The 16,143-nt window shown below is 47.7% G+C and carries 10 protein-coding genes; 4 read left to right on the top strand and 6 right to left on the bottom strand.

Translation table 11 applies throughout. The features are described from left to right. Nucleotides 1-174 precede the first annotated feature (174 nt). The gene (locus FEM55_RS02815; protein WP_138279792.1) at nt 175-1,152 is read left to right on the top strand and encodes a bifunctional helix-turn-helix transcriptional regulator/GNAT family N-acetyltransferase; all 978 of its coding nucleotides are present in this window, start codon (nt 175-177) and stop codon (nt 1,150-1,152) included. Nucleotides 1,153-1,253: 101 nt separating this feature from the next. Next, nucleotides 1,254-1,793, top strand: a complete 540-nt coding sequence (locus FEM55_RS02810; RefSeq protein WP_138279791.1) for a hypothetical protein — start codon at nt 1,254-1,256, stop codon at nt 1,791-1,793. Between the two features lie 158 nt (nt 1,794-1,951). Here FEM55_RS02810 and FEM55_RS02805 read toward each other — a convergent pair whose 3' ends face one another. The 5 genes from FEM55_RS02805 to FEM55_RS02785 form a co-directional block, all read right to left on the bottom strand. Beyond that, complete coding sequence (locus tag FEM55_RS02805) at nt 1,952-3,451, bottom strand: RagB/SusD family nutrient uptake outer membrane protein (RefSeq protein WP_138279790.1); 1,500 nt, start codon at nt 3,449-3,451, stop codon at nt 1,952-1,954. 14 nt (nt 3,452-3,465) lie between these two features. Further along, nucleotides 3,466-3,825: a hypothetical protein gene (locus FEM55_RS02800; protein WP_138279789.1), complete on the bottom strand. Its 360-nt coding sequence runs from the start codon at nt 3,823-3,825 to the stop codon at nt 3,466-3,468. Further along, complete coding sequence (locus tag FEM55_RS02795) at nt 3,822-5,480, bottom strand: IS1182 family transposase (RefSeq protein ID WP_138279788.1); 1,659 nt, start codon at nt 5,478-5,480, stop codon at nt 3,822-3,824. The genes FEM55_RS02800 and FEM55_RS02795 overlap by 4 nt, the downstream gene beginning before the upstream one ends. Then, nucleotides 5,477-8,146, bottom strand: coding sequence for a SusC/RagA family TonB-linked outer membrane protein (locus FEM55_RS02790; protein ID WP_138279787.1), 2,670 nt, complete (start codon nt 8,144-8,146; stop codon nt 5,477-5,479). The genes FEM55_RS02795 and FEM55_RS02790 overlap by 4 nt, the downstream gene beginning before the upstream one ends. Before the next feature lie 695 nt (nt 8,147-8,841). Next, entirely contained in the window at nt 8,842-9,864 is a 1,023-nt protein-coding gene (locus FEM55_RS02785; RefSeq protein ID WP_138279786.1) for an LLM class flavin-dependent oxidoreductase, read from the bottom strand. A gap of 524 nt (nt 9,865-10,388) precedes the next feature. Between FEM55_RS02785 and FEM55_RS02780 the strand changes: the two genes are divergently transcribed. Beyond that, the gene (locus FEM55_RS02780) at nt 10,389-13,394 is read left to right on the top strand and encodes a CBM96 family carbohydrate-binding protein (protein WP_138279785.1); all 3,006 of its coding nucleotides are present in this window, start codon (nt 10,389-10,391) and stop codon (nt 13,392-13,394) included. Nucleotides 13,395-13,606: 212 nt separating this feature from the next. Beyond that, nucleotides 13,607-14,197, top strand: coding sequence for an HD domain-containing protein (locus FEM55_RS02775; RefSeq protein WP_138279784.1), 591 nt, complete (start codon nt 13,607-13,609; stop codon nt 14,195-14,197). A 219-nt stretch (nt 14,198-14,416) separates the two neighbouring features. Here FEM55_RS02775 and FEM55_RS02770 read toward each other — a convergent pair whose 3' ends face one another. Continuing rightward, complete coding sequence (locus FEM55_RS02770; protein ID WP_138279783.1) at nt 14,417-16,015, bottom strand: DUF4394 domain-containing protein; 1,599 nt, start codon at nt 16,013-16,015, stop codon at nt 14,417-14,419. Nucleotides 16,016-16,143 lie beyond the last annotated feature (128 nt).

Here is a 16,143-nt window from a genome sequence, read left to right as displayed (position 1 = left end):
ACCGGATAAACTGAAAAACCGGACGAAAATCGGAAATCGCCCTTTGCATGCTGAGCGTGCCTCCCGGCGAACTGAAGAGAAGAACGATTTGAGGTTGTAAAAAACATTCTGCTTTTTTGATTCCGGAATTAAACCTGATTAAATTTGCGTAATCAGTTACGTAATTACTTACCTATGAAGTTTTTTGAAGAAGCAGGCGTTAAAGCAATCGGAAGCAGGCTGAGAATGCTCACTGATAAAATTACCAGTGACGCAGCCGCCATTTATCAGCTGTACGGTATGGAACTGCAACCCAAATGGTTCCCTGTATTTTACACGCTGTCGCAAAGTGACGAGAAAACCATTACAGGGATTGCAGAGGAAATCGGCCATTCGCATCCTTCAGTGAGCAAAATCATCCGTGAAATGATCAGGCACGGACTCGTTCAGGAGAGAAAAGTAGCTCATGACGGCAGGCGCACGATGGTCAGCCTAACAGAAAAAGGCAGCCATTACAAAGCAAAAATCGGGGATCAGTACACGGATGTAGAGGCCGCCATCCAATCCGTTGCTTCACAGGCAGGCCACGATCTCTGGAGAGCCATTGAAGAATGGGAATTTCTGCTGCAACAAAAGTCGCTGTACCGGAGAGTGTGCGAGCAAAAAAAGCAACGTGAAAGCACAGCAGTCCAGATTGTTGATTACGAATCAAAATATGCTCCGGATTTCAGGTCCTTGAATGAACAATGGATTTCATATTATTTCAAAATGGAAGAAACGGATTACAAATCGCTGGACGATCCCGAAGGCTACATCCTCAAAAAAGGCGGTCACATTTTTGTGGCTTTGTACGAAGGGCAGCCTGCAGGCGTTTGTGCTTTGATCCGGATGAAGGACAGGGAAGATACTTTTGAACTTGCCAAAATGGCCGTAGCACCCGCAGCACAAGGCAAGCATATCGGCTGGTTGCTCGGTCAGTCGGCACTTGACAAGGCCAGAGAACTGGGCGGAAAAAAGGTGTATCTGGAAAGCAATACCATTTTGAAACCGGCCATTAACCTTTATCATAAACTGGGTTTCCAGAAAATTGCGGGACATCCGACACCCTATAAACGATGCAATATCCAAATGGAAGTGGATATCAGTCAGCGCAATATCAGGTATGACCGGTAATGGCAGTTCGTGGAGAACAAAATACGGAGATTCACACCAAATGCAGCTGCCGGATATACTTGCAGTTCTGGTTCCTTCGTTGGAAAACAAATCCTGCACCTGTGTTCCTGAAATATTTTTTCATTCTGCTTTTCTTTTCACAGCTGACTGCTGCCCAGCCTTATTATACGCGCATACGAGGCGCAGTGGGTGCCGAATGGCTCGGCATTACGCCGAAAGGCGCAGTCACAGCCGAAGCGGCGTTTGGTTATCTCAGAAAGTCATTCTGGAATATCCAGGCCGGACTAGGCGCGGTTAATAAAAAAACGTTTCGCAGTCCTTCCCTTTCCGGAGCATTGACGCACTGCTTTGTACTGAATCCCTATAAAAGAAAGTCCTGTGTACCCCAGCCGGGCAATTATTTGATTGAAAGCTACCTTGAGGCAGGACTGGGCGGGTTTGCCGTAGATCGTTATGACAATGACATACGCTCCGGCAACAGCAAACAACGGCTCCTGACGCCTTCCGCACTGGCAGGCCTCCGCTTCCATTTGGTTACAGGAAAATGGATTTATATCCTGAAACTGCGTTATACACCGCCTTTGCTTCCCAACCTTCTCGCTTCACATGCGGGTATCGGTCTGGGTTTGGGCTGGCGCTGATTTCTTTCATGCAGCTGCAATGGAAGCATATATGCTGCTTAGAAAATTCATTACAGATTACATTGCCTGCTTTCTGAACTGGTAAAAAAACCGTCCGTTTCCGCACCATACCGGATGCTGAAACGGACGTAAACAAATCAATTCATGAAGAAATGCCGTTACGGATTCTGAACCAGATTTTTATTCTGGTCAATTTCATTCTGCGGAATAAAGAAAACTACCCGCGGATCAGTCGGCATGACGGTCTGACGGACATCAGTCGTCGGAGTGTTGTTCTGTGAATGCGTGCCCGGATAATTGCGGATCATCGGCCGGCCGTTCCGGAAAAGATCATAAATCCGGTGGCCTTCAAAAGCCAGTTCAAGAAAACGTTCTTCCAGAACCACATCCAGGATCGTTTTGCCTGCTGCCGCCATGTTTCCGGTGGTATATAATGCCGTTCCGCTTAATCCTGCCCGCGTACGGATGCGGTTTACATCTTCCAGTGCGGCAGCCGTGTTGCCGAGTTTTGCATTGGCTTCCGCACGGATGAGGTATATATCAGCCAGACGCAGGTATACAGGCGAGGAAGCATTGATGACGTTATCCTGAAGCGTATATTTGTTAATGTAATACATGGGCGTGGCAGGCGTCAGTTTTTTGTTCGTCTGCAGCTCTCCGTTCAGTACATACGGTGTTATAAACGATTTTCTCAGATCTTCCGGATGCTGGTTCAGAAAGTCGATATACTTCTGGGAAGCATACAACTCGGCCCAGCCGCTTACACCCTGCGCAAGCGGCGTGCCGGAACGATCCGAACTGATGTACATACTGCTTATCTCCGCAATCTGCACGCTGGTGTGCCGCACCGCAAAGATCGTTTCCGAATTGTTCTCCGGTACAATTTTGAAATAGTTGGCATAATTGGAAGACGGCAAAAGCGTATATCTGCCGCTGTCAATAACCAGATCCGCGTATTTCAATGCATTGGCATTATCGTTTTTGAACAGATAAACCTTTGACAGCAAGGCATAAGCGACTTCTTTCGATGCATAAATATTGCTTTTGCTTACCGTCATCAGTTCCGCTGCTGCCAGCAGGTCGCTGATCACAAAATCATATACTTCTTTGACGGAAGACCTGGGCAGGGAAGTTACTTCAGTATCACTCAGCCCGTCGCGCAGGATCGGAATGCCGGGATTGTTTCCGTTATCCTGCGGATATGGCCTTCCGAACATCCGCACCATGTTGAAATGCGCCATCGCACGCAGGTACAGGTTCTCGCCTTTGAGCTGTTTCAGTTCGGCAGAGGCATCATTGGACACAAAGCCGATTACCTTGTTGGCTGCCGCAATTATTTTATAGCACTGGCTCCAGTAACTCGTGGCATGCGAAGAAGTATTGATATGCGTGTACCGGTAAACGCGCGTAAAGTCATTGCCGGATATTTGTCCCTGGGCAATTTCGTCACTCGGGTACTCCATCATGATATGGCCACTGTATACATAGGGCGATTTGTTCAGGAATGCATATGTCCCGATGGTTACGGTCTGCACATCCGACTCGCTTGCCAGAGCAGATGTTTCATTGATATTGGTGGTAGGATCAAAATACTGTTCGCAGGATAGCATCGACACCAGTCCAAGTGCCAAGGCAAGTTTTGATTGTATAAATTTCATATCTGTATAAAATATTACAAGGTAAAGTTGACACCGAAAAGCAGCTTCCGGCTGATCGGGTATTTGATGCTGGAATTACCCGGCGTATCTTCGAAAGAGAATGAAGCTTCCGGGTCCGGTCCGGTGAACTTGGTACCGGTCCAGAGATTATCCACGCTCACAAAAATGTTGGCACGCGCAAACCCGATGCGCCTTACGGCATCCACCGGAATGGTGTAGCCCAGCCGCACGTTGCGCAAACGGATGTAGCTTCCGTCTTCCAGATATCGCGTCGAAGATTGGTTGGAATCCTTGTTACCGCCCACGATCGGTTTCGGGTGCGTTGCCACGTCGCCCTCTTTTTGCCAGCGTGACCAGCCACTGGCCAGTATCATCTGATTGTAGCTTTCATACAAACCATCGTGGCCGTTGCACAACGTACTTGGTAATTTCTAAATTCGAGTGACCTATCTGGTTTTGGAATTTCCTTGAAAGTTGAACCGGAAATATGATAGGAACCCGCACAAGTGCTGGTTTGGTCGGAAAAGGCTTCTAATGCTTTATTTTTTACAAGTTTTCTTTTCGATGTTTTTAGATATTTCTTAAGGTTAAAGCAGGTGGCTGCCATTATCATGACTTTATGTGCGCCTTCTTTTCCTAAAACATTGATTTTGTTTAATCCGTAATATTGAACTAAGCTGCCAAAAACAGGTTCCACTGTACTCTGCCGCAACTGCTTCATTTGCTTTGCTCGCCTGCTTTGCTGCCGAATGTAAGCCCTTTGGTACGCTGGTTCATACGCCGTCTTATAAATCCTTTTACATGCTGCTTTAGGAGTACATGTTGCTTTCGAAGGACAATTCATGCAATCCTTCTTTGACGCCCAATATGCTTTTTTCGGTTTGCCGTCGGCAGTATAGTCTATTGTTTTGAATGGTAGTAGTTTACCCATTGGGCAGGTAAACTGATCAGCCTGGTGGTCATATGCAAAACCTTCAACCACTGGCTTGTACATGCCGAATACCGGTATCCATCCAATGACATCCTGTCGTTCTAGAAGCTGGTAGTTATATCCGTTGGAATACCCCGCATCAGCCAGTAAATCGGTCATTCTAAGTTCATTTAGAATAAGCCTTTTTTGCACTGTGCTGACTAATCCTGGAAGATATTGGCTGTCACGTCCATCAGCAAAATTTGCTTCTATATGGCTGATTACACCCTGAGCTGTATCTACCGCCATACTGCAGTGATAATTAAGTTTTCTTGCCTTGCCAGGCTTTACTGAAATTCGTGCATCCGGATCATGCGGGCTATAATGAGTCTTATTACTAAACAACTGTGCTTTTTCATGGGATGCACCACTTGCGCCAACAGGATTTTCGCGGAGTTTGTCCTGATGTTTTTTTAATTGGGTGAGCTCATGCTCAGAAGCTGTTATAAATTGCCCGGAAGCCCTTTTATTAATGCTTTTCTCCGGCCTATTCTCAGCATCCACTATCTTAAAATGGCTTTCAGTAGATTGAGCGGGCTTTTTTAATTCCAAACTTTCCATGGACGCGTTGGCTTTAACCGGTGCAGAATCCAGTGCTTGGGTATGCCCTGAAACCATCCCTTTTTGAACACACATTGTAAATACTTTTTCAAAAAGGGCCGAGAAGACGGCAGTTGGATATAATTGTCTGGTGCGGCTGATAGTAGAATGCCAGGGCAGTTGTTCATCGATATCATACCCTAAAAAGTAAAGAATGTCCATGCGCATTGCACAGTGCTCTACTAATTTCCGATCCGACGTTATGTTTTCCAGATAGCCTGTGAGCATCAACTTAAAGAAGACGACCGGGTCTATTGAAGGATTTCCAGTGCTCCCATAAAGATCCCTAGTATCGCTATAAATGAAACGTAAATCAATCGCTTCTCTTAAGAGCCGATAGAAATTATCCTTTGGAATCCGGTCCGATAATTGGAAGCTCAAAAACAGTTTTTCGGAATAATTCTTTTTTCCTTGCATTCCTGAAGTTACAAAAAATGAGGCGATCTGCGAAGAATTCAAGCTATTTTTATTCGAGTTGTGCAACACCCACCATCGTTATCAAAGTAGGCGCGGCTTTCGTTGTAAACCCAGTTGCCATACACAAAATTGAAGAATGCCGAGAACGTGAATCCTTTGTAGCCCAGTGTATTGGTCAGACCGCCAGTAAATTTCGGGTTGGTCGATTTTCCGGTAAACTGGCGTGACTGCGCAGTTTGTACAGAGCTATATGAATTGGTCAATTCCTTTGTTACATTTCCATCGGAATCTTTCACGATCTTTTCCCATTGCGGATCTCCGTTTTCCGGATTTACGCCTGCCCAGACCGGCATATTGAACTCGCCCATATCGTGTCCTGCTGCCAACGGCAAACGGTTGCCCGGACGGAAAGTAGCCGCGCCGCCACTCAGTTCCAGGATTTTGTTGCGGTTGAAAGCCATATTGAAGTTCGTTTCCCACGTCAGCTGCTTGCCTGTCAGGTTGTTGGATGTCAGGCTGAACTCAATGCCCCGGTTGCGGACAGAACCTGCGTTTACCCAGACATAGCTGTAACCCGTAGTTGCTGTCAGCGGTTTCTGGTAAAGCAGATCTTCGGATTTCTTGTTATAAAGATCCACTGCCAGATCAATACGGTTCCAGAGGCTGATGTCAAAACCAACGTTTGATGCACGAATTTTTTCCCATGTCAGATCAGGATTTCCCTTTTGGAAAGGCTGTGCGCCGGGCACGCCTGCATAGCTGGCCGATTGTGAAATGGTGTATAATCCCAGTGAAGCAAAGTTTGGAATAGCTGCATTCCCCACGGTTCCGTGACTAAGGCGCAGTTTGGCAAACGAAAGTATTTTGTTGTTTTTAAGAAAACTCTCATTCGACAGTACCCATGAAGCTCCAAGCTGAAAGAAGTTGGCAGTAGAATTGTTTTTCCCAAACAATGAAGAAAATTCATTCACCAGCGAACCGACCAGAAAGTAGCGGTTGTCATAATTGTAATCTGCCTGTCCTAAAAACTTGCGGAAAGCAACCTGCTCATTGTAACTCGTTGGTGAAACCAGAATATCCGTTGCCACCGACAAAACGTCCTGCCCCGCCGGCAAGCCTTTGCCTGAAACAGTATTGAATTCGATAAAAGATGTCTCCGCTTCCGCCACGCCCAGCAAAGTAAGGCTGTGCTTTCCGAAATCCTCCGAATAACGGATGCGGTTAGACGTCAGCAGGCGATAGTTGTTGCTATTGTTATTGTAAAGCTCGCCTCCGTTTGCTCCGCCCTGCTTGGTACGGCGGTCGTAGTAGGTAGCGCCGGAGCCGTTTCCGAAATTGGCCCGGTTGTAGCTGGAAAGTGTGATTTTGTCCGTCAGGTCAAAATCCAGGTTTACATCAAGGCTGGTTCTCAGGCTTTTTGCATTAGCAAAATTGTACTGAATGGAATGGAGGAAATTTTCGCGGTCACGGCCAAGCCAGTTCGGGTACGAGCGGCCGTCTGTGGGTGCGCCGTTCTCATAAGCCGGATCAAAAGGCAGGTTGGTATATGCATCGTATAAAGTGTTGCTGTTCTGGTAATTGTCCCGGGTATACTGCGCATTGAAAAGGACAGCCGCCGTCAGTTTGTTCGTCAGTTGCGATCTCAGGTTTGTACGGAAGTTATAGCCCGTTTTATCATTTTCAATCACCGTTCCCTGCTCTTTGTAATAATTTCCGGAAACATAGAATGTGGTTTTATCGGAACCTCCGGAAACAGAAACGTTATGGTTGTTTACAAATCCCGTGCGAAATGCTTCATTCCACCAGTTGGTATTGTTTTTCAGTACAGAAGGATCACGCGGGTTGAAAGTGCTTTGAAAATCAAACAGTTCCTGCGCATTCATCAGCCGGAAATTTCCGGTTGTTGCCTGTGCCCATCCGAAAGTATTATTGAAATTGATTTCGGTTTTACCGGCCTTACCCATTTTGGTATTGACAATGATCACGCCGTTTGCGGCTCGGGAGCCGTACAGACCCGTGGCGGCAACGTCTTTCAGCACCGTTACATTTTCCACATCCACCGGGTTATAGCTGCCGTCGATGTTGCCGTCGACCACATACAGCGGCGAGCTGCTGGCCGAGATCGTCCCCGAGCCGCGGATTACGATCCTTGCCGGGCTCGTAGGATCGCCCGAATTGGTGGAAACAACAACACCCGGCGCTTTGCCCTGCAAAAGATTGGGCAACTCGTTGGAAGTAACATCGCGCAGTTTCTGACTGCTGATCGTCGAAACCGAGCTGGACAGATAACGCGCCTTTTTGGCCGAATATCCCACGACCACCACTTCGTCCAGCCCTTTGGCATCCGATTCAAGAACGATCTCGAGATTGGTTGCACCGTCTACAACCACTTCTTTGGTTGCGTACCCGATAAAGCTGAAAATGAGCGTAGTACCTGGATTGGCAAGATTGATACTGAAGGCACCGTCAATATCCGTGGTTGTTCCCTTGTTCGTTCCTTTTTCAACAATGCTGACACCGGGCAGCGCTTCCTTTTCTGCGGAAACCACCTTTCCGGTAACGGTATATTCCAGTGGTCTGACCACATTCCGGGTCATCTTTCCGGCATTTATTTCCGGACTTAGTGCCCAGGATGTTTGCAGCACTGCGGACAGCACCGTTGCCGTAAGCAACGACCGCCTGAATAAAAGTTTGTATCGATCTTTCATAACTGAGAAAATGGATCTGTAAGGTTTAAGGATTAGTAAGCGTTCAGAAAACAGAATGAGAACCCTTGGAGGGAACGTGCAGAACTTAACAAAGCAGTTGTAGTTTGGGCTTTGGCATAGGCATATTTTGGACTAAGGTTTAGGAATATTTAACTTTGAGTAATGTAATAAAATTTTATAAAAATCAATTACGAAGAAATAGTATTTCGACTTTTCCCGGTTTAACTTCTAAATTTATTACTACGCAAAATAAAGTAAATACAAAAACGTGCACGTACACGCATCTGCGTTTACTTGCATGAAAAAGCATGTAACCGGATCATTGCAAATACTGGCCGGAACGTCAGGTTTCCATTGTTGAAGTAGAAAACGTTAGCTCAGATACTGATGTTTGCTTATCGGGTAAATGGGTAAAAAGGACAGAGAGCATACCGGGCGTTGTATGGTACATTCCATCTGAAAACCGCTGAATTATATACGTCCCTTAATCCGAAATCTGGACTGACAAATGGCCGGTTTACCTGAAACTACACCAATGCACCGGAACCGCAAGGTTGAAGTATTAACTATCTTGACTGGTCAGCATTTATGCTGTTTAGCAGATCTTTTTTTGATATTACTCCATTCGATTTAAGTTATAGTTTGGCTGCATCCATTCAGGACCGAGGCCGGAAAGGATGCAGCCAAAAACAACATTATGCGCTGAGAACACTTTCGTTCTGCACGCTTTTCAAGACTTCGTAGCTGTGGATTCTTGCAGCGGGATCGTAAATGTGGCTGGTGACCATCAGCTCATCGAGCTGCGTATGTCTTTGAAAGTAGGCCAGCTCACTGCCGATTTTTTTCCGGTCGCCGATAAAAGTGTATTTCATCATTTGCCGTACCGCAGCTTCTTCGTATTCTCCCCAAAGTCCGTCCATACTATCCACAGGCGGTTGCAAAGCCCGGCGTTTTCCTGTAATGATTCCCGTAGCCAACTGGAAGAACGATGTCGCAAGCCGTTCCGCCTCCTGATTGGTGTCTGCAGCGATTACGTTCACACAAGCCATTACATAAGGTTGCGCAAGATAACGCGACGGCCGGAAATTGCGGCGGTACAGTTCTATGGCATTCAGGAAATAGTTGGGAGCAAAGTGGCTTGCAAAAGCATAAGGCAACCCCAGGTGTGCTGCCAGCTGGGCACTGTCGGTGCTCGAACCCAGAATCCAGATCGGTATATCCAGTCCTTCACCGGGAATGGCACGCACGCGGGAGTTGCGGTTCTCTGCCGAAAAGTAGGTTTGCAATGCCAGTACATCGTCCGGAAAATCCTGCGCGGATTCCATGTAGTTGCGCCTGAGCGCACGGGCCGTAACCTGATCCGTTCCCGGCGCACGCCCGAGCCCAAGGTCTATGCGGTCGGGATAAAGGGACGCAAGCGTGCCAAATTGTTCGGCCACAACCAGTGGCGCATGATTGGGCAGCATAATGCCGCCGCTCCCCACACGGATTGTATGCGTACCGCCTGCAATGTAACCGATCAGGACGGAGGTTGCCGAGCTGGCCACGCTCTCCATATTGTGGTGTTCGGCAAGCCAATAACGTTTATAGCCAAGTTCCTCGACACACTGCGCGAGCTGAAGGCTGTTCCTGAATGTGGTGGCTGCATTGTTTCCTTCCGTAATCGGGGCAAGATCAAGAATGGAAAACGGTATATCCTGAATTAATTTATCGGCCATATCTATTATCTGTAAGAATGATGCTAATAAAATGCATTTAATCCCCTTGCAAGTTCCTTCACAATGGTGATTTTGCAGTATGAAGCCGGCGGTTCAGTTATTCTGCCTTTAAAAAAGATCGTTCTGGAACCGCAGCAACTGATTCAGGAGTAAGTAACAGGAGTTTGCCAGCGGATGAATAAAGACCGATTTTTAAAATTGACTGAATTACCGGATAACGGATGTGATTTCTTCACTAAATCTATTTACCTTTCCGGTAGCCAATTAATTGCAATGTTCATTAGAAATAATTTGTTGCAAACGAAGGAAAAACATACTGTTTCAGGAGATTTCCTTTCTTAATTGTCCTTTCCCAAATAGCCCGCGAAAGATCGTTATACATCCATGCGTCATTCCAGTCAGTGACCGTGTAACCTTATTGATTCCAGTTTTCCTGCATTTTACCCGGCCCGGACTTGCCTGGCTGTTCCGTGAATTTTATTTAACAAGTTCATTCGATTTCACATAAAACAATTTCAGCGCTTATGAACAAAATTCAACCAGAAAACCGATGTACAAAGCCGGATCCGGCATGTAAGCTGATTGCGGTTCTATTCAGCCTCGCCTGCATTCTTCTGACAGGAAAGAACGCCTTTGCCCAGCCCGACAACCTTTGGGACAGAACCATTGGCGGCTCGGATACCGACCGGCTTTATACGGCAACGCCTACCCAAGACGGCGGGTATATTCTAGGCGGTCACACCCGGTCGCAGGCAGACGGAAACGTGACCGGGGCAAGCCGGGGCGAGGAAGACTACTGGCTTGTCAAAATAACATCCTTGGGATACAAAGAATGGGACAAGGTAATCGGCGGGCCACAAGCAGATTACCTGCGCTCCGTTGTTCAGACTTCGGACGGCGGTTATATTCTGGCCGGCCACTCTTTCTCGGGTAAGGGCGGTGACAAATCCCAGAACAATCGGGGCGAAAACAGCCCGGACGAACCTTTGACAAGCGATTACTGGATTGTAAAGGTTTCGGCAGACGGCAACAAGGAATGGGACAAAACCATTGGCAGCACCAAAACAGAAGAGTTGAACGCTGTCATTCAAACCGCTGATGGCGGCTATTTGCTTGGCGGCACATCGGATTCGCCAGTGGGAGGAGAAAAAACAGCAAGCAGTTCCGGTCGTGACTTCTGGATTGTCAAACTGGCATCCAACGGTTCCAGACAATGGGATAAAACGTACGGAGGTGCAAAACGCGAGGATCTGGCTGACATCAAACAGACTTCTGACGGAGGTTATATCCTGGGTGGTTCCACTTTCTCGGCTGCCGGCTCCGGTGTCACCACCGGTTCGAAGGGCGGCAGTGATTACTGGCTTGTGAAAACTTCGTCCAACGGCACCAAACAGTGGGACAAGACCTACGGCGGCATGCAGACGGATAAAATGAACCGGCTTCAGGTGACTTCGGACAATGGCTTTATACTGGGCGGCTACTCCAATTCTGCCATAAGCGGCGACAAGTCGGAAAGTGCTGTTAACGGGTTTAACGATTACTGGATTATTAAAGTCCAGGACAATGGTTCCAGACAATGGGATAAGACTTTCGGCGGTCAGAATGGCCATAGTGTCCTGACTTCCCTCATCCAGACCAGCGACGGCGGATATGCTATAGGCGGACATTCTGCTGCCAGTCAGGGTCGAGCCATGTCTTACGGTACGCAGGGCGGCGATGACTTCTGGCTTCTGAAACTTTCGGCAAATGGAAGCAAGACCTGGGACAAGACCTTTGGAGGTACAGGAACGGATCAGCTGCGGGTTATTATGGAAAACTATGGCGCGCTGATGGTGGCCGGAACGTCCAATTCTCCAAATGGCTATTATAAAACCGAAAACCAGAAAGGATCGGACGGAAAAGACGATTTCTGGCTGGTAAGTCTGGACAGCCAGGAAAGAACGGGGTATCTCTCTTGGGCACAATCCAGCCTCAGCTTTCAGGTGGATCCGGCAAGTCCGGCCGCAAGTGAGTCGGCATACCTGATTACCGGTAACGGCGAATTTGTATATGCCACATTGATAAAAACCGATGACACGCCATGGCTGGATCTGCCGCCCGGTACAGTGGGAAGTACTTCGTTCTGGGTGGATGCATCCGGCATGAGCCCCGGCACGTACACGGCCACTGTTACGGCGTTTGCTCCCGGCTATTTCAGTGCAAGACTCGACATAACCTTATATATCGACGGTGACGATCCAGCCAAAAGATTTGTACGGATCAATGCAGGCGGTCCGGATTTCACCTCTACGGATGGCAGAACCTTTATGACCGATCAGTTTTACAGTGGCATTGACCGCGTAAGCTCCATTTCCGGGGGCGAGATCCTGAACACAACGGACGATGCACTTTACCGCACGGGGCGCAGTTCGCCTTCATTCGGTTATCACATTCCCGTATCCAGCGGCACTGTGAATGTAGTGCTTCATTTTGCCGAAATCTGGTATGGTGCGCCGGGAAGAGGCCCCGGAGGTGCAGGCAAACGACAGTTCCATGTAACTATCGAAGGCAGCAGAAAACTGACCAACTTTGACATATTTGCTGCTGCCGGCGGCGCCATGCGAGCCATAACCCGGACTTTCCCGGTTACCGTTACAGACGGTTTTCTGAACATTGATCTGATAAGCGGAGCTGCCGATATGCCCAGATTGTCGGCCATCGAGATTGTGACCACGCAACTCGAGGTTCCCGCCATTGCAGATGCTTATGTCCGAGAAGGATACTATTATGATAACTTCGGCGCCGAACCGGAACTGAATGTCAAGAACACGCCGGAAAATGTCGAACCGAGGCGATCTGCTTACCTTAAATTTGTGGTACCCGAAAGTGTCGCAGCAGGATCTGCAAAGCTGCGCATTTACGGACGCAACCGTGAAAATGCCAAGGGTGTGCTGCTGCATGTGTATGGCGTGGATGACGACAAATGGGCGGAAAATACCATTTCCCAATCGGATGCACCGGTTGCCCGCGAACAGTCAATCGGCTCCGTCAGTGTAAACCAAGTGCAAAAATATTATGAATTCGACGTCACCAGTTTTGTAAAGGCGCAGCAGCAGACAGGTGACGCAATCGTCAGCTTTAAACTGAATGATCCCGCCAACCGCAATCTCAGGTTAGTATTTAACAGCCGGGAAAATGCACTGCATCCGCCACAGCTTGTGATTCAGGCTGCACCGACGTCCAGCCCGGCAGCCCGAACGGGCCGGGAAGGAAGTCTTGCGGAAAATGTTAGCCCGGAAACTTCATCTGTTTACCCCAACCCGGTTTCAGACCACATGACTGTCGGAGTAGCTTTGTCCCATTCAGGTAAAACCGATTTATCGCTTGTATCCGCAAACGGACAAGAAATTCCGGTGTTTTCCTCCTTGGAGCCACAACCCGGCAAGTCGGCTGATATCGATGTATCGCACCTGAACGCCGGCTTGTACATGCTTAGAATCCAGTCTGCAAAGAAAGCGGAAAGCATTAAAGTTATGATTGGCAAACCTTGAATTTCAAGACAAAGGCGTTAAGCGTTCCTTAATGATTTTTCAAGATCAAACTGATATATACGGCCCAGTTGCAACCCGTTTGCGACCGGGCCGTATTGTTTAAGCATTACCTGAAGCTTGTGAGGACACAAGCCCTCATCTTCCAACGGTATCGTTATGCCAAAATCCGGTTTTCCGAACAAGTTCTTTTATCTTCGCATAAAAAAATACAAATGGAATTTTCTGATCTACACCGGCAGATTGAGTTTATCAGGGAAGTGGACAAGCTCAAATATATTCTCCGCAAAACCAAACTTTTCAACAGCAACCGGAACGAAAATGATGCCGAGCATAGCTGGCATTTGTCATTGATGGCTATCGTGCTGGCGGATCATGCCAATTTTGAGATCGATTTGCTGAAAGTCATAAAAATGCTCCTGATCCATGATATTGTGGAGATTGATGCGGGCGATACCTTCATTTATGATACCGAGAAAAACCACGACAATACGGTGGAGGAACGCGAAGCGGCCAGAAGGATTTTCGGGATATTACCTGAACATCAGGCCACGGAACTGATTGCTGTCTGGGAAGAATTTGAGGAGCAGCAAACCAATGAAGCAAAGTTTGCGCGCGCGATGGACAGGCTGGAACCGCTGTTGCAGAACACTTCCAATCAGGGCGGAACATGGAATGAATTTGGTGTGAATTATGATAAAGTATACAGTAAAAAAAAGGTTATCAAAAACGGTTCGGAAACAATCTGGAAATTTGCGGAGCAACTTATCCATGAAAGTGTTGCAAACGGAATTTTGAAGAAATAGGCTTTGATTCAAAACCAGTTATTTACGACAAAATTTCAGAACCCGCCTAAATAAATGATCAGGGTTTTAGTTGCGGATCTTTATTAGCAGCGGATCATGATTCTGCGTTATACAATTTTAATTACAAAAAATCAGGGTCAGGCAATGAAATCTGCCTGACCCTGATAAACTAGTAAAAACACTTCCGGTGTTCCTGCGTCAGAAACATACTTTAATGCGCTACAAACCAAATCCCAGCGCAAGACCTTTGGATGGCGTGTTGAAACCGTATTTTAGTTGAGAAGTACCGGTGGCAAGGTCAATGGAATAAAAGCTTGTTGTACCGTTCACAGTAAAAATCGCGTAACCTACACCTGAAACATTGCCGATATCAAAACCAATTTCCGTTGCCACATCCCTGTTCAGCGGTTTGGGTTCGATCAGAATCCCGTCGTTTGGCGGACTTTGTTTATAAAGAATGTCTGATCCGCTGTCTATATCAAATAGAGTCGTATTGGCCGCAACTACACCCGGATAGCTGTTGGTGTACGCTACTGCCGTTATGGCCGGCGTCACACCCGCAGCGCTGCCGGTTTTCAGTGCGCCGTCCAGAATCGTCACCCCGTCCATGACATTGATCCGCAGGTTCTGGCCCGTGTTGCTGACTACTCTGAGCCGGTCCGCAGCAGGATTAAAATCCACACCGAACATGGTTCCGTTCAATGCTACCGGCGTATTATCGGCCAGTTTTAAAGCGGCCAGTTCTGTTACAGCACCGGAGCCCAGATCGATGCCGTATATTTTGCTGTCACTGCCCAGCGCGTGCAGACGACCGTTGGCAGGCCTGAAGTCAATGCCATGCAGCATGACGTTCGCGGGCAATCCGGTAACAGCTTTAGTACCATAATCACTTCCTGACTCAGGATTGAATATCCGGATATTGTTCGAGGCATCCAGTGAGTAACCCACCGGGAGCGAAGGAATGGCGATACCCACGATGTTGACACCTGCCGGAAAATTGCCCAATTTCTGCAATTTACCTGAAGTAAGGTCCACGTAATCCAGTTCCCATGCACCGCCTACTTTGACGGAAGCAATCGGATACACGTTGGCAGCTTCCACATCCGGTGAAATATCAAATCCGCCAACTTCCTGAATGTTTGTTCCAAACGAACCAACTTCCACCAACGCACCGGGATTCGGTGGATTTTGTATATACAACATGTCTGTAACCGGATCCATATCATACAAGGTCGTACCTGCACCCGCTGGCGCCGCAACAACGCCCGCACGGCTGTTGGTATACGCCACGGCTCCGACCTGCGGACTGGCCGGCCCATTCAGTGCCGCATCACCCGGAACGACTGCTGCCGTTTCAGGATGCAGGCGCAAATTTTGTGCAGTGCTGGTCACCACACGAATCCTGTCGACCGTCGGATTGAAGTCAAAACCAATGTTGCCCGACAGCGTTACGGCCACCGGAGCCGTTCCGATCCGAGTTGCTTTGCCCTGCTGGTCACCCGATTTTACATTGATCTGATACAAATTGCTCTGAACACTGATGGCATAAAGCTGTCCGCTGGCAGGTCTGAAATCAATTCCGGCAAGCCTGTCGCCGCTTTCCAGTCCTGTTACGGCAAAAGACCGGAGTGGCGTACCGGTATTTTTCACATTGATTTCATGCAGCTGGTTATTATCGGAAAGTGCGTAAAAAATCCGGTCGGGCAAGGCCTGCTCTGTTGGAGGTACCCGGTGATCTTCGCACGAAAACAAAGAAAAAGAAGCAGCAATGCCTACGGCAAATGCCGTTCGTTTCAAATGTTGCTTAAAAAAATTCATTAGCAGATTGGTTAAATGAGCAATTGTTTTACCAACCTACGTATGAGACAGCCTTTCAGATTAAAAATGATTTAAAATATTTAATTTCGTTTTAATTTGATTTTAATTCCAGTACTAAAATTTGTTTG

This window comes from Dyadobacter sediminis (assembly GCF_005860765.1).
GTDB lineage: Bacteria > Bacteroidota > Bacteroidia > Cytophagales > Spirosomataceae > Dyadobacter > Dyadobacter sediminis.
Note: the sequence above shows the minus strand (reverse complement) of the source record. Positions and strands in the feature narration are given on the sequence as shown.

What these genes read in the sequence shown, in the direction of transcription:
- FEM55_RS02785 (WP_138279786.1), bottom strand. Translation starts at nt 9,864, where the DNA reads ATGGCCGATAAATTAATTCAGGATATACCGTTTTCCATTCTTGATCTT.
- FEM55_RS02800 (WP_138279789.1), bottom strand. Translation starts at nt 3,825, where the DNA reads ATGATACTGGCCAGTGGCTGGTCACGCTGGCAAAAAGAGGGCGACGTG.
- FEM55_RS02815 (WP_138279792.1), top strand. Translation starts at nt 175, where the DNA reads ATGAAGTTTTTTGAAGAAGCAGGCGTTAAAGCAATCGGAAGCAGGCTG.
- FEM55_RS02770 (WP_138279783.1), bottom strand. Translation starts at nt 16,015, where the DNA reads ATGAATTTTTTTAAGCAACATTTGAAACGAACGGCATTTGCCGTAGGC.
- FEM55_RS02790 (WP_138279787.1), bottom strand. Translation starts at nt 8,146, where the DNA reads ATGAAAGATCGATACAAACTTTTATTCAGGCGGTCGTTGCTTACGGCA.
- FEM55_RS02805 (WP_138279790.1), bottom strand. Translation starts at nt 3,451, where the DNA reads ATGAAATTTATACAATCAAAACTTGCCTTGGCACTTGGACTGGTGTCG.
- FEM55_RS02775 (WP_138279784.1), top strand. Translation starts at nt 13,607, where the DNA reads ATGGAATTTTCTGATCTACACCGGCAGATTGAGTTTATCAGGGAAGTG.
- FEM55_RS02780 (WP_138279785.1), top strand. Translation starts at nt 10,389, where the DNA reads ATGAACAAAATTCAACCAGAAAACCGATGTACAAAGCCGGATCCGGCA.